Source organism: Streptomyces sp. NPDC053493 (assembly GCF_044544825.1).
GTDB lineage: Bacteria > Actinomycetota > Actinomycetes > Streptomycetales > Streptomycetaceae > Streptomyces.
On sequence record NZ_JBITXS010000004.1, the window covers coordinates 606,454 to 628,828 of the forward strand.

The window sequence follows — 22,375 nt, forward strand, 5'->3', positions numbered from 1 at the left end:
GATCCTTCGGATCGAAGGCGGTACGTGACTCAGGCCAGTGGGAGCCGGTAGTGGCCGTCCTCCAGCGGCTCCACCAGCCCGTCCGCGACCAGGCCGTCCAGCGCCCGGGCGCGCTGCACCGGCTCGTCCCACACCGCGTCGAGGTCCGCCTGCGGCACCGGGTCCACGGCCTCCCGCAGCACGGCGAGCAGCTTGCCCCGCACCTGCCGGTCCGTGCCCGCGTACGTCTGGCCGCGGCGCGGCGGCCCGTCGTGGGCCGGCTTCCCGGCCAGCCGCCAGCTGCAGACCGTGGCCAGCGGGCAGCGCCCGCAGTCCTCGTTCTTCGCCGTGCACACTAGCGCGCCCAGCTCCATCGAGGCCGCCGCCCAGCGCGCCGCCGTCGGCTCGTCCTCCGGCAGCAGCGCCCGGGCCAGCCGGCGCTCGGCGGCCGTGGTGGCGTTCGGCGGGTACTGCACGCCGGTCGCCGCCCGCGCGAAGACCCGGCGCACATTGGTGTCGAGCACCGCGTGGCGCTGCCCGTACGCGAAGGAGGCCACCGCGGCGGCCGTGTACTCCCCGATTCCGGGCAGCGCGAGCAGCTGCCCGTGGTCGCGGGGCACGTCACCGCCGTGCCGTTCCGTTATCGCCACGGCCGCCGCGTGCAGCCGCAGCGCCCGGCGCGGATAGCCGAGGCGGCCCCAGGCGCGGACGGCCTCGCCCGGCGCCTCACCGGCCAGGTCGGCGGGGCGCGGCCAGCGGGCCAGCCACTGCTCGTACACCGGCAGCACTCGCACCACCGGGGTCTGCTGGAGCATGAACTCGCTGACCATCACGCCCCACGCCCCGGCCTCCGGCCGGCGCCACGGCAGATCGCGGGCATGCCGGTCGAACCAGGCGAGGACGGGCCCGTGCAGCTCGGCCGGGGCCGTGGAGAGGTCGGCGGCCGTCGAGATGTCGGCGGCCGCGGGACCGGAGGCCGCCGCGACGGACGCGGCGGAGGTCTCGGGGGAATCGGGGGAAGCGTGGGAAGCGGTAGTCATGGCATCTCCGATCCTGGCATGTTCCCGAGACGATCAGTACGCGCCGTGGCGCACGCCCTCGGGGCGCGCGGAGGCGCGCGAGCGCACCCCGCGCCCCACGCACCACACCACCGCGCCGTTCCCGCTCGACCGGGCGGTGTCCACCAGCGAGCGAACCGGACGCCTGCCCGCCTTGACGACGAGGAACGCGACCGCGCCGCCGGCCAGCAGGCCGACCGTCACGTCGTGCGGGTAGTGGACGCCGACGAAGACCCGCGAGAAGGCCATGAGCAGCGCCATCGGGGCGGTCAGCCACCCGAGGCCGCGCCACGACAGGGCGAGCGCGACGGCGGCGGCCCCGGCGATGGCCGAGTGGTTGCTGGGGAAGGACCAGTCGCCGTGCGGCGGGCACGTGACGAGCGACACGGGCGCCCCGGCCACCGCCCGGCACGGCCGCTCCTCGTCGATCAGCGACTTCAGGCCCTCGCTCACCACGTAACCGAAGGCCGTCGCGAGCGGGGCGAGCAGCGCGAGCGCCATCGCGTCGGAGGAGCCCCGGCGCGTGCGCCACCAGCCCGCCACGAACAGCACCCCGAAGAGCAGCAGCCCGAGCTCGGTCCACACCTCCGCGAGTTTCTGGAACCAGTGCGGGGTGGAGTGGGCGAACTCCGCGATGTCGAGGTAAAGGCCGTCGGAGAGGTGAGGCAGGTTGTCCATGGTCAACGACGTTAACCGGCGTCCGGAGTGCTCCGCCCCGGCCGAAGGACGACAGCCGACCCCGACCGAAGTAGGGGGTGGGGCGGAAGTTCCCGGAACCGACGGATGTGATCATCGGCAAAACTTGACGCCTGGAGCGGCATGGGGGGCGGGAGTTGGGCCCGATCTCTCGTAAGGTTCGTGGCGTGGGATCTCTGCGCAATCCGGTCGGGCCGCTTCCCTCCTCCATCTACTGGCGTCGGAGGGCCGTGGCGCTGTGCCTGATCGCCCTGCTCGCGGTGCTCGCCGTGTGGGCCGTCACCTCCGGCGGCGGTGACCAGAAGAAGACGAACGACTCCGCCAACGGCTCCTCTCCCGCGCCCTCGATCACGCCCGGCCCGTCCGGGTCCGGTCCCGCGATCAGCCAACAGCCCGGTGGCCGCGACGAGTCGGGCTCCGGCGACACCGAGGGCGGCGACGGCACGGGCGCCGGCGACGGCGGTACGGACGCGGGCGCGGGCACCGACGCCGGGGCCTCGGCCGGCGGCAAGAACGGCGACACGGACGGCGCGGGCGGCGACGGCGGCGCGGGCACGGTCGCCGGACAGCAGGTCCCGGCCGGCTCCCCGCTGCCGAACTGCGCACCCGCCGAACTGAAGTTGACCTTCCGCAGCACCGAGGTCGCCTACGAGCCGGGCGCCAAGCCCCGCTTCCAGCTGGTCCTCACCAACACCTCGGCCGTCGACTGCAAGACCGATCTCGGCCCGAGGACCGCGGTGTTGACGATCCGTGACGCCAAGGGCGTGCTGTGGTCCTCCAAGGACTGCCCGCGCACCGGCCCGCTGCTCCTGAAGATCCCGGCGAGGTCGGCCATCACCCACACCGTGGAGTGGGACCGCCACCGCAGCGCCCCGCAGTGCGCGACCGCCCCACCCGGCACGGCCGGCCCGGGCAGCTACCTGGCGGAGGCGTCGGTGCCGGGCATGTCGGTGTCGCCGGTCGCCTTCCGCCTGGACAAGGACTGAGGCCTCGGCCCGGAGCCGCGGTACGGAGCCGCGGCACGGGGCCGCGCGCGACGCGCGGCCGCACGCCGGGCACGTCGGCCCGGGCCCGTGCGTCAGCCGCGTCTTCGGGCGGTCCTAGACGTAGCGCTCCAGGATCGAGGACTCCGCGAGGCGGGAGAGGCCCTCGCGGACGCTGCGTGCGCGGGCCTCGCCGACGCCGTCGACGGTCTGGAGGTCGTCCACGCTCGCCGCGAGCAGCTTCTGCAGGCCGCCGAAGTGCTCCACGAGCCGCTCGATGATCGCGCCGGGCAGCCGGGGCACCTTGGCGAGGAGACGGTAGCCGCGCGGCGAGACCGCCGAGTCCAGGGTCTCGGGCGAGCCGCTGTAGCCGAGGGCCCGGGCCACTATCGGCAGTTCGAGGAGCTCGGCGTGGGTCAGCGCGTCCAGCTCGGTGAGCGCCTCGGCGACCGTGCGGGACCGCTTGGCCGTGGGCTCCGGCACGTAGTCGCGGACGACCAGCTCGCGCTCCGGCTCCACGCCCGCGATCAGCTCGTCCAGCTGGAGCGAGAGCAGCCGGCCGTCGGTGCCGAGCTCGACCACGTACTCGGCGATCTCGGTGGCGATCCGGCGCACCATCTCCAGACGCTGGGCGACGGCCGTCACGTCCCGGACGGTCACCAGGTCCTCGATCTCCAGGGCGGAGAGCGTGCCGGCCACCTCGTCGAGCCGCAGCTTGTAGCGTTCCAGGGTCGCGAGGGCCTGGTTGGCGCGGGACAGGATCGCCGCCGACTCCTCCAGGACGCGGCGCTCGCCGTTGACGTACAGGGCGATCAGGCGCATCGACTGGGAGACGGACACCACCGGGAAGCCGCACTGCTTGGACACCCGGTCGGCCGTACGGTGCCGGGTGCCGGTCTCCTCGGTCGGGATGGACGCGTCGGGCACCAGCTGCACGCCGGCCCGCAGGATCTTGGTGATGTCCTTGTCGAGGATGAGCGCCCCGTCGAGCTTGCACAGCTCGCGCAGCCGGGTGGCGGTGAACTCGACGTCCAGGACGAAGCCGCCGGTGCACATCGACTCGACGGTCTTGTCCATGCCGAGCACGATCAGACCGCCGGTGTTGCCGCGGAGGATGCGTTCGAGCCCGTCGCGGAGCGCGGTGCCGGGGGCGACGGCGCTGAGCGACGCACGCATCAGTGCCTCGTTGTCCTTGGCTGCCACTGCACTCCTCCGGCTCGTACGGATGGGCGAGACCAGGGCAAAGTCTAGCGACACCGCCCCGCCGCCCTCCGCCGCGCGCCGCAAGCCACGGCGAGCACCGCCCCGTATCCATCGCCGTACCTATCGCCGGGCCGTACCCACCGCCGGGCCCCGCCAAGGCGTCGTGCCCGCCGCCGTGCCCCGTCGCGCCGCCGCCAGGCCGCCGGGCCGTACCCACCGCCGGGCCGCCGCGGCGCCGTGCCCCGCCGCGGTACGGCGCTCGCCGCCGCCCGGCCGCCGGGGCCGCCCGGCCCTCGCCGCCGTGCGCGCTAGCCCTCCTGCTCCTGGGGCGCGCGGGCGCGGCGGCTGCGCGGCAGGACCCGCAGGGCGTCGCCCATGTCCGCGACCTCGGTGACCTTCATGCCCGGCGGCACCTTGCCCGGGTCGGACGGGACCAGCGCGTGCGTGAAGCCCAGCCGGTGCGCCTCGGCGAGGCGGCGCTGGACGCCCGTCACCCGGCGGACCTCGCCCGCCAGGCCCACCTCGCCGATCGCGACCAGGTTCTTCGGCAGCGGGGTGTCGCTGGCGGCGGAGGCGAGCGCGAGCGCGATCGCCAGGTCGGCGGCCGGCTCGGACAGCTTCACGCCGCCCACCGTCGCGCTGTAGATGTCGCGCTTGCCGAGCGCGCTGATCCGGCCGCGCTGCTCCAGGACGGCCAGCATCATCGAGACCCGGGAGGTCTCGAGCCCGGAGGTGGTGCGGCGCGGCGACGGGATCTGCGAGTCCACCGTCAGCGCCTGCACCTCGGCCACCAGCGGCCGGCGGCCTTCCAGCGTCACGGTCAGACAGGTGCCGGGCACGGCCGTGTCGCGGCGGGTCAGGAACAGGCCCGACGGGTCGGCGAGCCCGGTGATGCCCTCGTCGTGCAGCTCGAAGCAGCCGACCTCGTCCGTCGCCCCGTACCTGTTCTTCACACCGCGGACCAGCCGGAGCCGGGCGTGCCGGTCGCCCTCGAAGTGCAGCACCACGTCGACCAGGTGCTCCAGGAGCCGGGGCCCGGCGATGGCGCCGTCCTTGGTGACGTGGCCGACGAGCAGCGTCGACATGCCCCGCTCCTTGGAGGCGCGGATCAGCGCGCCGGCCACCTCGCGGACCTGGGCCATGCCGCCGGGCGCGCCGTCGATCTCGGGCGAGGCGACGGTCTGCACCGAGTCCAGGATCAGCAGCGAGGGCTTCACCGCGTCCAGATGGCCGAGGACGGCGGACAGGTCGGTCTCGGCCGCCAGATAGAGGTGCTCGCTGAGCGCGTCGATCCGGTCGGCGCGCAGCCGGACCTGGCTGGCGGACTCCTCGCCCGTCACGTACAGCGTGCGGTGCTCGTCGCTGGCGGCCTTGGCGGCCACGTCGAGCAGCAGCGTGGACTTGCCGACGCCGGGCTCGCCGGCGAGCAGCACCACCGCCCCGGGCACGAGCCCGCCGCCGAGGACCCGGTCCAGCTCGTCGACGCCGGTGGTGCGGGCGGTCGCCTGCCGGCCGTCGACCTGGCCGATCGGCAGCGCGGCCGTCGACACCCGCCCGGCCGCCGTGGTCCGCACGGCGGGCGCACCGTACTCCTCGACCGTGCCCCAGGCCTGGCACTCGGGGCAGCGGCCGAGCCACTTGGCGGTCTGCCAGCCGCACTCGGTGCAGCGGTAGGACGGCCGGTCCTTGGCGGTTTTGGTACGAGCAGCCATGGGCGACACCGTATCGGCCGCCACTGACAGCCCGGCCCGCCCGAGGCGGAACCGGGCGGAGGACCGGATTCGTGTCCCCTTTCGGGCGATGGTTTCACCCGTATGGATTAAAAGTGTGCAAGCGGTGCGAAGACGCCCCTCGCGCCCCCCTACGGTCGCCCAGTGACGAGCAGCAGCCTGGACCACCCCACGAGAAGCGACGGCGGCCCCCGCACCCTGGGCCGGCGGCCTCCCGCCCGGTACGAGGAGTACCTGGACGGGCTGTTCACCTATTGCCTCTCGGTGCTCTGCGACCACGACACGGCCACCGCCGTCCTCGGCGACGTCCTGGCCGTCGCCGAGCGCCACCACGCCCGCTGTCCCGCCGACGGGACCGGCCGCCGCGCCTGGCTCTACGCGCTGGCCCGCTGGGCCTGTCTGCGCAGCCTGGGCGAGCAGCGCCGCAAGCGGCAGGGCGCCCACTCCGGACGCCCGGTCGTCACCGCGCCCGAGCCGCCCCGCCTCGCGCCCGAGGTCGCCGAGCGGCGCCGGGCCGAGCTCGCCGCGCTCGCCTGGCCCGAGGCCGCCGGCACCACGCCCGAGCAGCGCGAGGCCCTGGAACTCGCCGTACGCCACGGCCTCGGCCACCGCGAGGTCGCCGCCGTGCTGTCCCTCGACCCGATCGCCGCCCGCGAGCTGCTCGCCACCGCGGGCTGCGAGGTCGAGCGCACCCGCGCCGCGCTCGCCGTCGTCGAGACCGGCGACTGTCCCACCGTCGCCCGGCTCACCGGCGACCACGAGGTGCTGCTCTCCGCCGCGCTGCGCGCCGAGCTGGTCCGGCACGTCGACGACTGCCCGCGCTGCCGCCGCGTCGCCGAACGCGCCGGCGCCGCCGGGCCCTGGCCGGGCTCCGCGACCGCGTCCGGCCCGGCCGGCGCGGGCTTCGCCGCCGGGCTCGTCGCCGGCCGGCTGCCCGTCGTCGAGGCGCCGCGCGCCGCCGCGTACGTGGCGATGCTGCACGTCCCGCGCGCCCGCGCCGCCGCCCCGCGCTTCGGCCCCACCGGCTTCCCGCTCGACCCCAAGGACCACGCGGCCCGCCGCGACCGGATGCGGGCCCGCGCGGTGACCACCACGGTGGTCGCTGCGGTCGTCGCCGCCCCGGTCCTCGCACTGTGGACCTCGTACCGCGGCACGCCGGTCGCCCAAGAGGGCCAGGACGGCGCCCGGATCAGCGCGCGGGAGGCGGACGGGCCCGGCGGCTCGCGGGGCGCCACGGACGGCCGCCCGGGCGGGCGCTACGAGAACGCGGGCAACGCCCGCACCACACCCGATCCCCGGTTCACCCGCGGCAGCCGCTCCCCGGACGTCGCGGTCGAGGTGATCAGCCCCGGCGCGCCCGCCGCCCCGGCCCTGCCGGGACAGCCCGCGCCCGCCCGGATCACCGTCACCGCGCGCGGCAGCGGCGCGACGACCCTGCTCACCCTCACCAACGAGGGCGGCTCGCCGGCCGCCTGGTCGCTCTGGTCCGACGCGCCCTGGCTGTACGTGAGCCAGGCCTCCGGCACCCTGCGCCCCGGCGAGTCGGTCACGGTCCGGATCTTCGTCGACCGCTCCCACCAGCCGGCCGGCGCCTGGAGCGCCCGGGTCGGCGTCAATCCCTCGGGCGCGGTGGTGCGGATCGACGGCCACGGGGCGCCGCCGCCCACCACCACGCGGCCCACCACACCGCCGTCGACGACGGAGCCGACGACTCCGCCGCCCACCAGCGAACCGCCGACCACTCCGCCGGACACGACCGGGCCGACGACCCCGCCGCCGACCGGCGAGCCGACGACGGACCCGACCACCGAGCCCACGCCGGCGCCCACCGACTCCTCGACGACCGGCTCCCCGAGCGGCGAACCGGCGCCCTCGTCCCCGTAAGGCAGGAGTTACGAGGCCGGGCCGGTCGGGCCCCGGTCCGCCGGGCCGGCCGGCTCGACCGGGTCCGCCGGATGCGGCGCGACCAGCGGCAGCTGCGCCGCGAGCCGCGCCTCGCACAGGCCGGCCAGCACCTCGTACGCCGCCTCGCCCATCATCTCGACGAGCTCCGGCCGGTACGAGACGTACACCGGCTCCTTGCCGACGTGCGCCGAGCTCGCGGTCGTGCAGTACCAGTGCAGGTCGTGGCCGCCCGGGCCCCAGCCGCGCCGGTCGTACTCGCCGATCGACACCTGGAGGACCTTGGTGTCGTCCGGGCGCTCGACCCAGTCATAGGTGCGCCGCACCGGCAGCTGCCAGCACACGTCCGGCTTGGTCTCCAGCGGCTCCCGGCCCTCCTGCATGGCCAGGATGTGCAGCGAGCAGCCCGCGCCGCCCGCGAAGCCGGGGCGGTTCTGGAAGATGCAGGAGCCCTGCCAGCGGCGGGTCTGCCGGTCGCCGTCCTCGTCGACCTGCACCCAGCCCGTCTCCGTACCGACGTCGTGGAACTGCCACAGCTCCGGCGTCAGCCGCGCCACGTGCTCGGCGACCCGCTTCTCGTCGTCCTCGTCGGAGAAGTGCGCGCCGAGCGTGCAGCAGCCGTCGTCCGCCCGGCCCTCCTGGATGCCCTGGCAGCCGTTGCCGAAGATGCAGGTCCAGCGCGAGGTGAGCCAGGTCAGGTCGCAGCGGTAGACCTGCTCCTCGTCGTCCGGGTCGGCGAACTCCACCCAGGCGCGCGGGAAGTCCAGGCCCTTCTCGTCGGGCTCCTCGCCCTCGGCCCGCTTCTTCCCGGCCTTGACGGCCTTCACCGCCTTGGCGGCGTGTGCGGCCCTGGCCGTCTTCGTGGCGCTCTCGCCGGCCTTGCCTTTGCCCGGCTTCGCCTTTTTCGTCTTTGGCACAACACCAAGCGTATGCGGCGCGCGCAGTAGCGTTTCCGCCATGAGACTCGGAGTCCTCGACGTCGGTTCGAACACGGTGCACCTGCTGGTGGTGGACGCCCACCCCGGCGCCCGGCCGCTGCCCGCCCATTCCCACAAGGCCGAGCTGCGGCTGGCCGAGCTCCTCGACGAGCGCGGGGCGATCGCCGAGGCGGGGATAGAGCGCCTCGTCGCCACGGTCCGCGACGCGCTCACCGCCGCCGAGGACAAGGGCTGCGAGGAGGTGCTGCCGTTCGCGACCTCGGCGGTGCGCGAGGCCAGCAACGCCGACGCGGTCCTCGCCCGGGTGTACGAGGAGACCGGCATCGCCCTGCAGGTCCTCACCGGCTCGGAGGAGGCCCGGCTCACCTTCCTGGCCGCCCGGCGCTGGTTCGGCTGGTCGGCGGGCAAGCTGTTCCTCCTGGACATCGGCGGCGGCTCCCTCGAGATCGCCTTCGGCATCGACGAGGAGCCCGACGCGGCCGTCTCCCTGCCGCTCGGCGCGGGCCGGCTCACCACCGGCTGGCTGCCGGGCGACCCGCCGGAGATGAGCGACGTGAAGTCGCTGCGCCGCCATGTGCGGGCGCAGATCGCCCGTACGGTCGGCGAGTTCAGCCGCTTCGGCCGGCCCGACCACGTGGTGGCCACGTCCAAGACGTTCAAGCAGCTGGCCCGCATCGCCGGCGCACCCGGCTCGGGCTTCGGCCTCTACGTGCCGCGGCACCTGTCCCGCAAGTCGCTGGAGGAGTGGGTGCCGCGGCTGGCCGAGATGACCGCCTCCGACCGGGCCACGCTGCCCGGCGTCTCCGAGGGCCGCGCCGCCCAGCTGCTCGCCGGCGCGCTGGTCGCCGAGGGCGCGATGGACCTCTTCGGCGTCGAGGAGCTGGAGATCTGCCCCTGGGCCCTGCGCGAGGGCGTGATCCTGCGCCGCCTGGACCACCTGGTGTAGGCGCCGGTCGTACGACGCGGGCCGGCGGTGCGGTCGCGGTCTGGGCGGTGCGGTCGCGGTCTGGGCGAAGCGGGCGGGCGGTGCGGTCGCGGCGAGCGGGCGGCGCGGTGCGGGCGCGGTTCGGCGGTTCGGGCGCTCCGGGTGCGCCCGGCCGGGCCGGGCAGGTCCTCGCCGGTCGCGGCCGGGGTGACCGGAACCACGCCCCGGGCCCGCGGCCCGCCCCGTACGCTGTCTCCGTGGCAGAACCAGCGGTGCGCATCCCGGATGCGAAGGTCGCGCTGTCGACGGCCTCGGTCTATCCGGAGTCGACGGCGACGGCCTTCGAGGTCGCCGCGCGCCTCGGTTACGACGGCGTCGAGATCATGGTGTGGACCGACCCGGTCAGCCAGGACATCGAGGCCCTGCGCCGGCTCTCCGACTACCACCAGGTGCCGATCCTCGCCGTCCACGCCCCCTGCCTCCTGATCACCCAGCGCGTCTGGTCCACCGACCCGTGGGTCAAGCTCCAGCGCGCGCAGGCGGCGGCCGAGAAGCTGGGCGCCTCGACCGTCGTCGTGCACCCGCCGTTCCGCTGGCAGCGCCAGTACGCGCGGGACTTCGTGACCGGCATCTGGCGGATGGCCGACGAGACCGACGTCCGCTTCGCCGTCGAGAACATGTACCCGTGGCGGTACAAGGACCGCGAGATGCTCGCGTACGCGCCCGAGTGGGACGTCACCAAGGACGACTACCGGCACTTCACGCTGGACCTCTCGCACACCGCGACCGCCCGCACCGACACCCTCGCCATGGTCGACCGCATGGGCGACCGCCTCGGCCACGTCCACCTCGCCGACGGGCGCGGCTCCGCCAAGGACGAGCACCTGGTGCCGGGCCGGGGCAACCAGCCCTGCGCCGAACTTCTGGAGCGCCTGGCCCGCAACGGCTACGACGGCCACGTCGTCATCGAGGTCAACACCCGCCGGGCCATGTCCTCAGCCGAACGCGAGGCCGACCTCGCCGAGGCCCTCGCCTTCACCCGGCTCCACCTGGCCGCCGCCGCGCGGGGCACGCACGCGTGAGCGACGAGACGCCCCGGCGGCGCGGCCGCCCCTCCCGTACGGCGACGCAGGACGGCGGACCGGGCGCGCGCGAGCGGATCCTGGAGGCGGCGCGGGGGCAGTTCGCCGAGCGCGGCTACGACAAGACGTCCGTACGCGGCATCGCCAAGGCCGCCGGCGTCGACCCGGCGCTCGTGCACCACTACTTCGGGACGAAGGACGAGATCTTCGCCGCGGCGATCGAGGTCTCCTTCGAGCCGGCGAACGCGGTCCCGCTGATCGTGGGCGGCCCGCGGGAGGCCATCGGCGAGCGCCTGGCCCGCTTCTTCATCTCCGTGTGGGAGAACCCGGCGACCCGCGCCCCGCTGCTCGCGGTCGTCCGGTCCGCGCTCACCCACGAGGCGGCGGCCAAGGTGCTGCGGGCCTTCGTGCTGCGGCGGCTCCTGGAGCGGATCGCCGCCGAGCTGGACGTACCGGAGCCGAAGCTCCGCGCCGAGCTGGCGGCCTCGCACATGATCGGGATCGCGATCCTGCGCTACGTGATCCAGGTGGAGCCGCTGGCCTCGGCGGACCCGGAGGAGATCGTCGCCCAGGTGTCGCCGACCCTCCAGCGCTATCTGACCCAGCCGTGAGCCGGCCGTGAGCCGGCCGTGAGCCGGCCGTGAGCCGGCCCTGAGCCGGCACCGGTTCCGCGCCGGTCCCGCCGGTCCCGCCGCCTTCCGCGCCGGGTCCGCAGGCCGCACGGCCGCCTGACCGAAAGCTGAACGGCGCGTCCGCCATACGGACAACGCGTCCAGATCTTGGAGCCGAAGCGTACGCTCGACTTCAGACACACCCATCACGAGGAGCGAGCGACGATGCCCCAGCTGAGGTCCCGCACAGTCACCCACGGCCGCAACATGGCGGGCGCCCGCGCCCTTATGCGCGCCTCCGGTGTACCGGGCGCGGACATCGGACGGAAGCCCATCATCGCGGTGGCGAACTCCTTCACCGAGTTCGTGCCCGGCCACACCCACCTCCAGCCGGTGGGCCGGATCGTCTCCGAGGCCATCACGGCCGCCGGCGGCATCGCCCGCGAGTTCAACACGATCGCCGTCGACGACGGCATCGCCATGGGCCACGGTGGCATGCTCTACAGCCTGCCCTCCCGCGACCTGATCGCCGACAGCGTGGAGTACATGGTCGAGGCGCACTGCGCCGACGCCCTGATCTGCATCTCCAACTGCGACAAGATCACGCCCGGCATGCTGATGGCCGCCCTGCGCCTCAACATCCCGACGGTCTTCGTCTCCGGCGGCCCGATGGAGTCCGGCCGCGCCACCCTCGTCGACGGCACCGTCCGCACCCTCGACCTGGTCGACGCGATCTCCGAGGCCGTCAACGACAAGGTCTCCGACGAGGACATCCTCCGCATCGAGGAGAACGCCTGTCCGACCTGCGGGTCCTGTTCCGGCATGTTCACCGCCAACTCGATGAACTGCCTGACCGAGGCCATCGGCCTCTCCCTGCCCGGCAACGGCACCACCCTCGCCACCCACACCGCCCGCCGCGCGCTGTACGAGAACGCCGCCCGCACGGTCGTCGACCTCACCCGTCGCTACTACGACGAGGACGACGCCTCCGTCCTGCCGCGGAGCATCGCCACCCGCGCCGCGTTCGAGAACGCCATGGCCCTCGACATCGCCATGGGCGGCTCCACGAACACGATCCTGCACCTGCTCGCCGCCGCCCAGGAGGCCGAGCTGGACTACGGCCTGACCGACATGGACGCCGTCTCGCGCCGCGTCCCGTGCCTGGCCAAGGTCGCCCCGAACGTCGCCCCGCGCGGCACGTACTACATGGAGGACGTGCACCGGGCCGGCGGCATCCCCGCTATCCTCGGCGAGCTGCACCGCGCGGGCCTGCTCAACGAGGACGTCCACGCCGTCCACAGCCCCTCCCTCGGGGACTGGCTGAAGAACTGGGACGTCCGCGGCGGCTCGCCGTCCGAGGAGGCCGTCGAGCTGTGGCACGCGGCGCCCGGCTGCGTCCGCTCGGCCGAGGCCTTCTCCCAGTCCGAGCGCTGGGACACCCTCGACACGGACGCCGAGGGCGGCTGCATCCGCGACGGCGCCCACGCCTACTCCAAGGACGGCGGCCTCGCCGTGCTCCGCGGCAACATCGCCGTCGACGGCTGCGTCGTGAAGACGGCCGGTGTCGACGAGTCGATCTGGACCTTCGAGGGCCCGGCGGTCGTCTGCGACTCGCAGGAGGAGGCCGTCGAGAAGATCCTCAACAAGCAGGTCAAGGACGGCGACGTGGTCGTCATCCGCTACGAGGGCCCCAAGGGCGGCCCCGGCATGCAGGAGATGCTCTACCCGACCTCCTTCCTCAAGGGCCGGGGCCTGGGCAGGACCTGCGCCCTGGTGACCGACGGCCGCTTCTCCGGCGGCACCTCGGGCCTCTCCATCGGCCACGCCTCTCCGGAGGCGGCCTCGGGCGGCACCATCGCCCTGGTCGAGGACGGCGACCGCATCCGCATCGACATCCCGAGCCGGGCGATCGAGCTCCTGGTCGACGAGGCCACCCTGGCCGCCCGCCGCGAGGCCCTGGGCGGCGTCTACGCCCCGAAGAACCGCGAGCGCAAGGTCTCGGCGGCGCTGCGGGCGTACGCGGCGATGGCGACGAGCGCCGACAAGGGCGCGGTGCGCGACGTCACCAAGCTGGGCTGAGGCCGGGAGGCCGTAGGGCTGTAAGAGCGCGACGGCGGGGCGGGAGGATTCCGCCCCGCCGTCGCGTGTGCTCATGGCCCTGGGCCGTGTCCGCCCGGCCGCCCGCGGCTCACCAGCCGGCCGGATCCCGGCCGTCCACGGCGAAGACCGAGCCGTCCGGCGCCGTGCCGACGATCCGCGCGCCGACGACGAGCGGCGCCGGAACGGCGGCCGCGTAGCCGAGCCGGCCGCCGTGCAGGCGGGGCTCCGTCTGGCCGAGCAGGACGCCGCGTGCGGTGTCGACGGCGAGCAGACGGCCGTCCGCCGCGGAGAAGTACAGGTGCCCGTCGTCGCCGACCACGGGCGGCGAGACCCGCCCGGCCGCCGTGTCCAGGTCCCACGACACTCCCTGGCGGGCCGGGTCCGCCGAGTCCGCCGTGTCCACCGCGACGAGCGCACCCGTGCGGTCGAGTACGTAGACCACGTCGCCGCGCGCCGCGATCCTCGGCTCGCCGAACCGGAACGGCAGCGCCACCCGCTTCGTGGTCCCGCGCGCCACGTCGTAACGGACGACCGCGTCGGTCAGGCCCTCGTGCCCCTGGACCATCAGGAACAGCGTCCCGCCCGGACCCTTGGCGCCCGAGCCCGTGGCGACGCCCGGACCCTTGGCGCCCGACCCGGTGGCGCCCGAGCCCGTGGCGCCCGGGCCGGTCGCGCCCGGGACGAGCCGGCCGGAGAGCCTGCGCTGGTGGACGACCTCACCGCTCGTCGCGCGCACCGAGCTGACCAGGGTGTGCCGCCCGTCGGCCGTCTCCTCGAAGACGTGGACCAGGCCGGTCGCCGGGTCGTACGGGCCGAAGCGGGGCGCGGTGTGCCCGTGCAGCGGGTGCCGCCAGAGCTGTCGGCCGGTCGCGCCGTCGAGGGCGGTCACCGCGCCGGAGGAGGAGCCGAGGAGCAGGACGTCGCCGGCCGGGCGCGCGTCGGCGAAGTGCCCGGTCAGATCCGTGCTCCAGCCGGGCTCGCCGCTCTGCGCGGCGAAGGTCGTCCAGCGGTCGCCGTTGAGCGTCCCGAGCCGCCCGCCGGCGAACACGGGAGCGGCGAGGGCGTCCTCGCCCGGGGCCGGCGGCCGCGACCAGGTCACCGTGCCGGTCTCGGCGTCGATCCGCGCGAGGGCGGTGGCGCCGCGCGCGGAGCAGAACACCGCGCCACCGGCGGCGGTGCAGGCCGGTGTCGCGTCGCCGCCACCGGCGGGCAGCGCGGTCCGCCAGGTCGCGAGCGACCGCTCCGCTGCCGTGCGCTGCGCGTGCTCCTCGCTCCGGTCGCCGGACTGCAGCACGGCCAGGACACCGCCGGCGGTGAGCGCGGCGGCGACGGCCGCCGCCACGAACGGCAGCCGGCGCCGCCGGGCACGCGAGGTCCGGGCGGAGGAGACGGGCGCGGTCCCGAGCGCACGGGTGTCGGTGTCCCGCGCCGCGCCGTCGGCGCCCTGGGCCGGCGCGGCGGCCGTGGTGCTCGGGGACCGGCGCTGCGCCGGTATGAAGGCGGCCGCCTCGTAGGAGGGCGGCAGCAGCGCCGCCATGATCTCGTCCGGTGTCGGGCGGTCCGCCGGTTCCTTGGCCAGGCAGCGGGCGACGAGCGGCGCCAGCTCCTCCGGCACGCCGGTCAGGTTCGGCTCGTCGTGGACCACCTGGTACGCCACGATGTACGGGCTGTCGGAGTCGAACGGGCCCGTTCCGGTCGCCGCGTGCACGAGCACCGAGCCGAGCGCGAACACGTCGGCCGCGGGCCCGACCTCCCGGGGCCGCTGGAACTGCTCGGGCGCCATGAACGGCGGCGAGCCGATCAGCTTGCCCGTCTCCGTGTGCAGGTCGCTGTCGGCCGGCCGGGAGATGCCGAAGTCGATGACCTTCGGCCCGGTGTCGGTGAGCAGGACGTTGCCCGGCTTGAGGTCCCGGTGCACCACGCCGGCGCGGTGGATGTCGCGCAGCGCCTCGGCCAGTCCGGCCGTCAGCCGGCGCAGCTCCGCGGGCGAGAGCGGGCCGTTGCGCTTGACCTGCTCGGAGAGCGTCGGCCCGGGCACGTACAGCGTGGCCATCCAGGGCCGGGGCGCGTCCGGGTCGGCGTCGACGACCGGCGCCGTGAACGCGCCGCTCACCCGCCGTGCGGCCGCCACCTCCTGCCGGAAGCGGGCCCGGAACTCCGGGTCCGAGGCGTAGCTCTCGTGGACGATCTTGACGGCGAGCCGCAGTCCGGAGGCGGAGCGGGCCAGATGGACGACGCCCATCCCGCCGGCCCCGAGGACGGCCCCGAGCCGGTACTCGCCCGCGTACTTCGGCTCTCCGGCCTCTTCGGCGCCCCGTCCGGCGCCGGTGCTGCGCAACGGTGGCATTGCCCCACCCCGTGTGATTCCCCGTGTGTTCGTGCGCGCGCACGACGCACGGAGCCTATGCCATGGCGCATCGAATCCGGACATGGCTTGGTAGCCTGCGCGCGTCGTCCGAACGGGGGAGAGTTCTCATGTCCATTGACGAGTCGTCGCACACCGCCGAAGCCACCGGACCCGCCCAAGCCGCCGAAGCCACCGGACCCGCCGTCCAGGCCCTGACCTCGGTCACCCGCTACCCGGTCGCGCCGGGCTACCGCGTGAACGTCCGCTCCGGCCCGGGCACCAAGTACCGCATCGTGCGGACCCTCGCGGCCGGCGCGACGGTGGCGATCTACTGCCAGACGCCGGGCGAGTGGGTCAGCGGCCCGTACGGCACCACCAACCTCTGGGACAACATCGCCGACGGCGAGTTCGTCTCGGACGCGTACGTGAACACCGGACGCGACGGCTACGTCGCCCCGCGCTGCTCCTGAGGCCTTCGCCGCCGTTCGCGGCATCGCGGGATAATCGGTCCCGTGAGCGACGCAGAGCAGAGCAAGACCGGCACTCCCGCCGGCCCGCGGCCCGAGGAACTCCGCTTCTTCGGCACGACGTGGCTGGACCACGGCGGCACCTACGGGCTGCGCCGGGCCGGCGTGGCCGCCGGCTCGCTCCTCGCCGCCGTCGCGGGCTGCTTCGTGCTGCGCTTCGCCTACGAGGGCCTGGAGATCGCGGACATCGGCGGCTTCGTGAACGTGCTGGTAGTCGTGATGTTCGCGGTCTGCAGCGCGATCGCCTTCCGCAAGACCTGGGAGGGGTTCACGCGCCGCCCCGCCGACCAGGCCCGCGAGGACTCGCTGCGCAGCCTGAAGGCCATCGGCTTCATCGGCTCGCTCCTCGCCTACTTCCTGCGCTCCTTCACCGAGGCGCCCGGCGAGAAGCTCCTGCGCACGGAGTACGAGGAGGCCCTCGTCCGGTACGAGAAGCGCCGCTCGGCCCGTACGGGCAATCCCTCCGCCCGCAAGAAGCCCAGGCGCCCGTAGCCGCAGCCCCAGCCGCTCCCCGAGTTCCCGTCAAGAACCCCGGACGTCGTCGCGTCCGGGGTTCTTGACGTCCGGCACCCCTCCACCCATTATTCATCACATGATGAATAAAACCGGTGGGGCGATCGTCGCGTCGGACCTCACCGTCGTCCGCGGCGACCGCCCGGTGCTCCGCGGCCTCGACTTCACCGTCCCTCGCGGCCGCATCACCGGCCTCCTCGGCCCCTCCGGCTGCGGCAAGACCACCCTCATGCGCGCCGTCGTCGGCACCCAGGCCAAGGTCGCCGGCCGCCTCGACGTCCTCGGCCGCCCCGCCGGCGACCCCGCCCTGCGCTCCCGCATCGGCTACGTCACCCAGGCGCCCTCCGTCTACGACGACCTCACCGTCCGGCAGAACCTCGACTACTTCGCCGCCGTCCTCCTGCCCGGCCGCGCCCACCGCGACGAACGCCGCACCGCCGTCGACCGGGCCCTCTCCGACGTCGACCTCACCTCCCACGCCGGCGCCCTCGCCGGCCGGCTCTCCGGCGGCCAGCGCAGCCGGGTCTCCCTCGCCGTCGCCCTCCTCGGCACGCCCGACCTCCTGGTCCTCGACGAACCGACCGTCGGCCTCGACCCGGTCCTCCGCCGCGACCTGTGGAACCTCTTCCACCACATCGCCGCCGACCGCGGCACCACCCTCCTCGTCTCCTCCCACGTCATGGACGAGGCCGAGCGCTGCCACCGCCTGCTCCTGCTGCGCGAGGGCGAACTCCTCGCCGAGGACACACCCGAGGCCCTCCGCCGCCGCAACGACACCGCCACCGTCGAAGACGCCTTCCTCCACCTCGTCGACGCCGCCAAGGCCCGCGCCGAGGCCGCGCACCACCGCCAGGAGTCCCGCCCATGAACCCGGCCCGCACCCTCGCCACCGCCGCCCGCGTCCTGCGCCAGCTCCGCCACGACCCGCGCTCGATCGCCCTGATGCTCCTCGTGCCCTGCCTGATGCTCGTCCTGCTCCGCTACGTCTTCGACGGCAACCCGCAGGTCTTCGACAACATCGGCGCCTCCCTGCTCGGCATCTTCCCGCTCATCACGATGTTCCTGGTGACCTCCATCGCCACCCTGCGCGAACGCACCTCCGGCACCCTCGAACGCCTCCTCGCCATGCCCCTCGGCAAAAGCGACCTCATCGCCGGCTACGCCCTCGCCTTCGGCCTCCTCGCCGTCGTCCAGTCCGCCCTCGCCACCGGCATCGCCCTGTGGTTCCTCGGCCTCGACGTCATCGGCTCACCCTGGCCGCTCCTCCTCGTCGCCCTGCTCGACGCCCTCCTCGGCACCGCCCTCGGCCTGTTCGTCTCCGCCTTCGCCGCCTCCGAATTCCAGGCCGTCCAGTTCATGCCGGCCGTGATCTTTCCCCAGCTGCTGCTGTGCGGCCTGTTCACCCCGCGCGACCACATGGCGCCCGCCCTCGAAGCGATCTCCGACGCCCTGCCCATGTCCTACGCCGTCGACGGCATGAACCAGGTCCTCCACCACGACACCCTCACCGGCGACTTCGTCCGCGACACCCTCGTCGTCGCCGGCTGCGCGCTCCTCGTCCTCGCCCTCGGCGCCGCCACCCTCCGCCGCCGCACCGCCTGACCGCCCCTCGGACACCCCACGCACCGCACACCGCCCCGGTGCGAGGATGGCCCTGCACGTGGAGCCCCTTCCGGCGAGGTGAACAGAGCCATGACCCAGACCGTCGCAGTCCTCGGCACCGGCAAGATCGGTGAAGCGCTCCTCAGCGGCATGATCCGCGCCGGCTGGCGCCCCGCCCACGTCCTCGTCACCGCCCGCCGCGCCGAACGCGCCGAGGAACTCCGCGCCCGCTACGGAGTCGAGGCCGTCACCAACGCCGACGCCGCCAAGCGCGCCGACACCCTCATCCTCGCCGTCAAGCCGCAGGACATGGGCCGCCTCCTCGACGAACTCGCCCCGCACGTCACCGCCGACCGCCTCGTCATCAGCGCCGCCGCCGGCATCCCCACCTCCTTCATCGAGGAGCGCCTGACCACCGGCACTCCCGTCGTCCGCGTCATGCCCAACACTCCCGTCCTCGTCGACGAGGGCATGTCCGTGATCTCCGGCGGCAGCCACGCCACCCCCGAGCACCTCGCCCACACCGAGGAGATCTTCGGCGGCGTCGGCAAGACCCTCCGCGTCCCCGAGTCCCAGCAGGACGCAGCCACCGCCCTCTCCGGCTCCGGCCCGGCGTACTTCTACTACCTCGTCGAGGCCATGACCGACGCTGGCATCCTCCTCGGCCTGCCCCGCGCCCAGGCCCACGACCTCATCGTCCAGGCCGCCATTGGCGCCGCCGTCATGCTCCGCGACAGCGGCGAGCACCCGGTCAAGCTCCGCGAGGCCGTCACCTCCCCGGCCGGCACCACCATCTCCGCCATCCGCGAGCTGGAGAACCACGGCGTCCGCGCCGCCCTCATCGCCGCCCTCGAAGCCGCCCGCGACCGCAGCCGCGAACTCGCCTCCGGCAACGGCTGAGCCAACAGGCGTCCGGCCTAACGCGCCGCCGCGCCCTCCAGCACCTCCCGCGTGCTCACGACCCGGGCGAACCGCCCGCCGTGCAGCGACACCGCCGTCGCCCGGGTCAGCTCCTCCGCCGTCTGCGTCCAGCCGAACGGCCCGGCCAGATCGAACGTGTGCATCGCGTCCAGCGGGAACAGCACGTCGTACCCGAGATTGCCGCCCATCCGCGCCGTCGTCTCGTTGCACATGTTCGTCTGGATCCCGACGATCACGATCTGCCCGATCCCGGAACCCTTCAGCCACGCGTCCAGGTCCGGCTCCCCGTAGAACGCCGAGTTCACCCGCTTCGTGACCAGCAGCTCCGGCCCCGCCCCCTTCCCTCGCCGCTCCTCGACGAAGTCCTTGAACCCGTTCCCCACGTATCCCGTCCGCAGCGGCGACCGCGAACCCTCGACCGAGTCGTGCCGGACGAACACGACCGGCCGCCCCGTCTCCTGCCACCGGTCGATCAGAGCCGCGATGTTCTCCTCGGCCTCCGGATTGTTCCGACGGCCCCAGAACTCCTCCTCGAAGCCCTTCTGCACATCGACGACCACCAGCGCTGCGTTCTCGTTGATCTCCATGCCCACGATCCTCCCGCCGCGCGCCCACCCGCCCCAGAGGCAGAAACGCCCGCGACCGATGGTTTACTGCCAACCATGCAGCGCATCGCCCTGGTCGCCTTCCCCGGCATCCGCGCCTTCGACATCTCCGTGATCACCGAGGTCTGGGGCAGCGACGGCCGCACCCGCGGCGTCCCACCCTTCGAACTCCGCCGCGCCGCCGCCGACCCGGCCACCCCCATCCCGCTCCGCGGCGGCCTCAGCCTCACCCCCGACCGCCCGCTCGACTGGCTCGACCAGCTCACCCCCACCGACCTCGTCCTCGTCCCCGGCATCGAGAACCACGACGCCGACTTCCCCGAGCCCGTCCTCGAAGCCCTGCGCCGCGCCCACACCGCCGGCATCCCCGTCGCCTCCCTCTGCGCGGGCGCCTTCGTCCTCGCCCGCGCCGGACTCCTCGACGGCCGCCGCGCCGTCACCCACTGGTACCTCGCCGGCGCCCTCGCCGACCGCTATCCCCAGGTGAAGGTCGAACCCGAGGCACTCTTCGTCGAGGACACCGGTATCTGGACCTCAGCCGGCACCGCCGCCGGTATCGACCTCTGCCTCCACCTCGTCCGCACCGCCCACGGCGCCGAGACCGCCGCCACCGTCGCCCGCTCCATGGTCACCGCCCCCTTCCGCACCGGCACCCAGGCCCAGTTCATCGAACACCCCACCCCACGCGCCGACCGCGACGCCGACGCCCTCGCCGCCGTCCGCGCCCACGCGCTCGCCCACCTCGACCAGCCCCACACCGTCGCGAGCCTCGCCGCCCACGCCGGCATGTCCCCGCGCTCCTTCGCCCGCCACTTCCAGGCCACCACCGGCACCAGCCCCCTCCAGTGGCTCATCACCCAGCGCGTCGCCGCCGCCCAGAAACTCCTCGAACTCACCGATCACCCCCTCCCCGAAGTGGCCCGCCGCGCGGGCTTCGGCAGCGAGGTCACCATGCGCCAGCACTTCGCCTCGCACCTCGCCACCAGCCCGCGCGACTACCGCAACGCCTTCCGTCACACGGCCGGCAACAGCCCGATCGCCTCGTAGGCCCGGTCCACCACCGGCCGCGCCATGCCCCGCGCCCGGTCCGCACCCTCCCGCAGCACCTTGTCCACGTGCCCCGGATCCGCCGCGAGCTCGGCATGCCGCTCCCGCACCGGCCGCAGCAGCTCGACCACCGCCTCCGCCGTGTCCTTCTTCAACGACCCGTACGACTCATATACACCGGCAAGCTCGATCGGGTTCCCACCCGTCGCCGCCGCCAGCAGATCGAGCAGATTCGCCACACCCGGACCGGCCTCCCGGTCGTACACGACCTCACGCCCGCTGTCCGTCACGGCCCGCATCACCTTCCGCCGCACCGTGTCCGCGTCGTCCAGCAGATAGACGATCCCGGCCCCGTTCTCGTGCGACTTCCCCATCTTCGACGTCGGGTCCTGCAGATCCATGACCCGCGCGGCCACCTCCGGGTGCGTCGCCCTCGGCACGGTGAAGACATGCCCGTACCGCTGGTTGAACCGCACCGCCAGATCCCGCGCCAGCTCCACGTGCTGCGTCTGGTCCTCACCCACCGGCACCTCGTCCGTCGCGTACGCGAGGATGTCCGCCGCCATCAGCGCCGGATACGTCAGGAGCGACAGCCGCACGCTCTGCCCGGACACCCGGGCCCGCGCGCTCTTCTCCTTGTACTGGATCATCCGGCGCATCTCGCCGTCCGTCGCCGTGCACTCCATCAGATACGACAGCCGCGCGTGCTCGTCCACGTGACTCTGCACGAACAGCGTGCACCGCTCCGGATCCAGCCCGGCGGCCAGCAGCAACGTCGCCGCCTGCCGGCTCAGCCGCCGCACCCGCGCCGGATCGTGCTCCACGGTCAGCGCGTGCAGATCCACGACGCTGAACAGCGCGTCCGCCCGGTGCTGATCCACCTCGACCCACCGCCGCACGGCCCCGAGGTAGTTGCCCAGCGTCAGATGCCCGGTCGGCTTGCCCCCGCTGAAGATGCGCTTCATCGCGTTCGTTCTCCCTCTCTCCTGAGTGCTCTCTGCTCAAGCACCGCCGGCCCGTCGGCCGGGCTCCCGGAGGGGGATACGCGAACGGCCGCCGAGGCGGCGGCCGTTGTTCTGCATGCGCGAGTGCGGGCCGCCGGTCAGGCGGCCCACCACTGGGTGGTGTGCGCACGCGTCGTCATACGCACAGGGTACGCCCCAGGCCCCGGGTTGACACGGGATTGCCTCGTCCGTAGTGTTCTCCGAGTTGTCCGACGTGAGCACCGACTCCGGTCGGCCCCGGACAGCGATTCCGCAAGAACCACTAACGCCAGTCGGTGTCGATTCGTCGTGCCGTCTTGTCATTCCGTGCGTTTTTGCGAAATGAGGAATCCGCGTTCGAAGTTCGACCGTGAGCCCCCGATTAGCGTCGGAGGCGAGGAATCCGCTAAAGTCTCACTCGTCGGAACGGCCCAACAGCCGCGAAGACAACTCCCGCTGACTGGGAATCAGGCCCGAAAGGATCTGATAGAGTCGGAACCGCCGGAAGGGCCCGGAGCGAAAGCGAAAGGGACCGGAAAGCACCGAGGAAATCGGATCGGAAAGATCTGATAGAGTCGGAAACGAAGGAAGCGCCCGGAGGAAAGCCCGCGAGGGTGAGTACA

20 protein-coding genes are annotated in these 22,375 nt (G+C 73.9%); 12 read left to right on the top strand and 8 right to left on the bottom strand.

Going from position 1 to position 22,375, the window contains the following annotated elements:
- Positions 1-29: 29 nt before the first annotated feature.
- Together ACIGO8_RS16155 and ACIGO8_RS16160 are read right to left on the bottom strand one after the other, a co-directional pair.
- Complete coding sequence (locus ACIGO8_RS16155; RefSeq protein ID WP_399729977.1) at positions 30-1,019, bottom strand: A/G-specific adenine glycosylase; 990 nt, start codon at positions 1,017-1,019, stop codon at positions 30-32.
- Between the two features lie 33 nt (positions 1,020-1,052).
- Entirely contained in the window at positions 1,053-1,715 is a 663-nt protein-coding gene (locus ACIGO8_RS16160; protein WP_399729980.1) for a phosphatase PAP2 family protein, read from the bottom strand.
- Positions 1,716-1,900: 185 nt separating this feature from the next.
- Between ACIGO8_RS16160 and ACIGO8_RS16165 the strand changes: the two genes are divergently transcribed.
- Complete coding sequence (locus ACIGO8_RS16165; RefSeq protein ID WP_399729983.1) at positions 1,901-2,719, top strand: hypothetical protein; 819 nt, start codon at positions 1,901-1,903, stop codon at positions 2,717-2,719.
- Positions 2,720-2,833: 114 nt separating this feature from the next.
- Here the strand turns inward: ACIGO8_RS16165 and disA are convergent, their stop codons facing one another.
- Together disA and radA are read right to left on the bottom strand one after the other, a co-directional pair.
- The gene (gene disA, locus ACIGO8_RS16170; protein ID WP_399730125.1) at positions 2,834-3,892 is read right to left on the bottom strand and encodes a DNA integrity scanning diadenylate cyclase DisA; all 1,059 of its coding nucleotides are present in this window, start codon (positions 3,890-3,892) and stop codon (positions 2,834-2,836) included.
- 335 nt (positions 3,893-4,227) lie between these two features.
- Complete coding sequence (gene radA, locus ACIGO8_RS16175; protein ID WP_399729986.1) at positions 4,228-5,631, bottom strand: DNA repair protein RadA; 1,404 nt, start codon at positions 5,629-5,631, stop codon at positions 4,228-4,230.
- Between the two features lie 162 nt (positions 5,632-5,793).
- Between radA and ACIGO8_RS16180 the strand changes: the two genes are divergently transcribed.
- A complete protein-coding gene (locus ACIGO8_RS16180; protein ID WP_399729988.1) occupies positions 5,794-7,533 on the top strand; it encodes a hypothetical protein in 1,740 nt (579 codons plus the stop codon).
- Positions 7,534-7,541: 8 nt separating this feature from the next.
- Here the strand turns inward: ACIGO8_RS16180 and ACIGO8_RS16185 are convergent, their stop codons facing one another.
- Complete coding sequence (locus ACIGO8_RS16185; protein WP_399730128.1) at positions 7,542-8,378, bottom strand: hypothetical protein; 837 nt, start codon at positions 8,376-8,378, stop codon at positions 7,542-7,544.
- A gap of 130 nt (positions 8,379-8,508) precedes the next feature.
- On the opposite strand from ACIGO8_RS16185, the gene ACIGO8_RS16190 reads away from it, so the two are divergent.
- From ACIGO8_RS16190 to ilvD, 4 genes are all read left to right on the top strand, one after another.
- On the top strand, positions 8,509-9,435 hold the full coding sequence (locus ACIGO8_RS16190) for a Ppx/GppA family phosphatase (protein ID WP_399729991.1): 927 nt from the start codon (positions 8,509-8,511) through the stop codon (positions 9,433-9,435).
- Positions 9,436-9,671: 236 nt separating this feature from the next.
- On the top strand, positions 9,672-10,496 hold the full coding sequence (locus tag ACIGO8_RS16195) for a sugar phosphate isomerase/epimerase family protein (protein ID WP_399729994.1): 825 nt from the start codon (positions 9,672-9,674) through the stop codon (positions 10,494-10,496).
- Positions 10,493-11,107 carry a TetR family transcriptional regulator gene (locus tag ACIGO8_RS16200; protein ID WP_399729997.1) on the top strand — a complete coding sequence of 205 codons (615 nt, stop codon included), beginning with the start codon at positions 10,493-10,495 and terminating at the stop codon, positions 11,105-11,107. Before ACIGO8_RS16195 ends, ACIGO8_RS16200 begins: the two co-directional genes overlap by 4 nt.
- 225 nt (positions 11,108-11,332) lie before the next feature.
- Complete coding sequence (ilvD, locus tag ACIGO8_RS16205) at positions 11,333-13,186, top strand: dihydroxy-acid dehydratase (protein WP_399730000.1); 1,854 nt, start codon at positions 11,333-11,335, stop codon at positions 13,184-13,186.
- 109 nt (positions 13,187-13,295) lie between these two features.
- Here the strand turns inward: ilvD and ACIGO8_RS16210 are convergent, their stop codons facing one another.
- The gene (locus ACIGO8_RS16210) at positions 13,296-15,554 is read right to left on the bottom strand and encodes a protein kinase (protein WP_399730002.1); all 2,259 of its coding nucleotides are present in this window, start codon (positions 15,552-15,554) and stop codon (positions 13,296-13,298) included.
- A gap of 128 nt (positions 15,555-15,682) precedes the next feature.
- On the opposite strand from ACIGO8_RS16210, the gene ACIGO8_RS16215 reads away from it, so the two are divergent.
- From ACIGO8_RS16215 to proC, 5 genes are all read left to right on the top strand, one after another.
- Complete coding sequence (locus ACIGO8_RS16215; RefSeq protein ID WP_399730005.1) at positions 15,683-16,024, top strand: SH3 domain-containing protein; 342 nt, start codon at positions 15,683-15,685, stop codon at positions 16,022-16,024.
- 42 nt (positions 16,025-16,066) lie between these two features.
- Positions 16,067-16,573: a hypothetical protein gene (locus ACIGO8_RS16220; RefSeq protein WP_399730008.1), complete on the top strand. Its 507-nt coding sequence runs from the start codon at positions 16,067-16,069 to the stop codon at positions 16,571-16,573.
- Between the two features lie 100 nt (positions 16,574-16,673).
- On the top strand, positions 16,674-17,462 hold the full coding sequence (locus ACIGO8_RS16225; protein WP_399730011.1) for an ABC transporter ATP-binding protein: 789 nt from the start codon (positions 16,674-16,676) through the stop codon (positions 17,460-17,462).
- Entirely contained in the window at positions 17,459-18,196 is a 738-nt protein-coding gene (locus ACIGO8_RS16230) for an ABC transporter permease (protein ID WP_399730013.1), read from the top strand. The genes ACIGO8_RS16225 and ACIGO8_RS16230 overlap by 4 nt, the downstream gene beginning before the upstream one ends.
- Before the next feature lie 90 nt (positions 18,197-18,286).
- On the top strand, positions 18,287-19,096 hold the full coding sequence (gene proC, locus ACIGO8_RS16235; protein ID WP_399730016.1) for a pyrroline-5-carboxylate reductase: 810 nt from the start codon (positions 18,287-18,289) through the stop codon (positions 19,094-19,096).
- A 17-nt stretch (positions 19,097-19,113) separates the two neighbouring features.
- Here the strand turns inward: proC and ACIGO8_RS16240 are convergent, their stop codons facing one another.
- The gene (locus tag ACIGO8_RS16240) at positions 19,114-19,704 is read right to left on the bottom strand and encodes a cysteine hydrolase family protein (protein ID WP_399730019.1); all 591 of its coding nucleotides are present in this window, start codon (positions 19,702-19,704) and stop codon (positions 19,114-19,116) included.
- 75 nt (positions 19,705-19,779) lie between these two features.
- On the opposite strand from ACIGO8_RS16240, the gene ACIGO8_RS16245 reads away from it, so the two are divergent.
- Positions 19,780-20,769 carry a GlxA family transcriptional regulator gene (locus ACIGO8_RS16245; protein ID WP_399730022.1) on the top strand — a complete coding sequence of 330 codons (990 nt, stop codon included), beginning with the start codon at positions 19,780-19,782 and terminating at the stop codon, positions 20,767-20,769.
- Here the strand turns inward: ACIGO8_RS16245 and trpS are convergent.
- On the bottom strand, positions 20,736-21,734 hold the full coding sequence (gene trpS / locus ACIGO8_RS16250) for a tryptophan--tRNA ligase (protein ID WP_399730025.1): 999 nt from the start codon (positions 21,732-21,734) through the stop codon (positions 20,736-20,738). The two genes, ACIGO8_RS16245 and trpS, sit on opposite strands and share 34 nt — an antisense overlap.
- Between the last annotated feature and the right edge of the window lie 641 nt (positions 21,735-22,375).

Bases quoted from the DNA above. Each gene is read 5' to 3' on its own strand.
- ACIGO8_RS16155 (WP_399729977.1), bottom strand. From the start codon at position 1,019: ATGACTACCGCTTCCCACGCTTCCCCCGATTCCCCCGAGACCTCCGCC.
- ACIGO8_RS16160 (WP_399729980.1), bottom strand. From the start codon at position 1,715: ATGGACAACCTGCCTCACCTCTCCGACGGCCTTTACCTCGACATCGCG.
- disA (WP_399730125.1), bottom strand. From the start codon at position 3,892: ATGCGTGCGTCGCTCAGCGCCGTCGCCCCCGGCACCGCGCTCCGCGAC.
- radA (WP_399729986.1), bottom strand. From the start codon at position 5,631: ATGGCTGCTCGTACCAAAACCGCCAAGGACCGGCCGTCCTACCGCTGC.
- ACIGO8_RS16190 (WP_399729991.1), top strand. From the start codon at position 8,509: ATGAGACTCGGAGTCCTCGACGTCGGTTCGAACACGGTGCACCTGCTG.
- ilvD (WP_399730000.1), top strand. From the start codon at position 11,333: ATGCCCCAGCTGAGGTCCCGCACAGTCACCCACGGCCGCAACATGGCG.
- ACIGO8_RS16210 (WP_399730002.1), bottom strand. From the start codon at position 15,554: ATGCCACCGTTGCGCAGCACCGGCGCCGGACGGGGCGCCGAAGAGGCC.
- ACIGO8_RS16215 (WP_399730005.1), top strand. From the start codon at position 15,683: ATGTCCATTGACGAGTCGTCGCACACCGCCGAAGCCACCGGACCCGCC.
- ACIGO8_RS16225 (WP_399730011.1), top strand. From the start codon at position 16,674: ATGATGAATAAAACCGGTGGGGCGATCGTCGCGTCGGACCTCACCGTC.
- ACIGO8_RS16230 (WP_399730013.1), top strand. From the start codon at position 17,459: ATGAACCCGGCCCGCACCCTCGCCACCGCCGCCCGCGTCCTGCGCCAG.
- proC (WP_399730016.1), top strand. From the start codon at position 18,287: ATGACCCAGACCGTCGCAGTCCTCGGCACCGGCAAGATCGGTGAAGCG.
- ACIGO8_RS16240 (WP_399730019.1), bottom strand. From the start codon at position 19,704: ATGGAGATCAACGAGAACGCAGCGCTGGTGGTCGTCGATGTGCAGAAG.
- ACIGO8_RS16245 (WP_399730022.1), top strand. From the start codon at position 19,780: ATGCAGCGCATCGCCCTGGTCGCCTTCCCCGGCATCCGCGCCTTCGAC.
- trpS (WP_399730025.1), bottom strand. From the start codon at position 21,734: ATGAAGCGCATCTTCAGCGGGGGCAAGCCGACCGGGCATCTGACGCTG.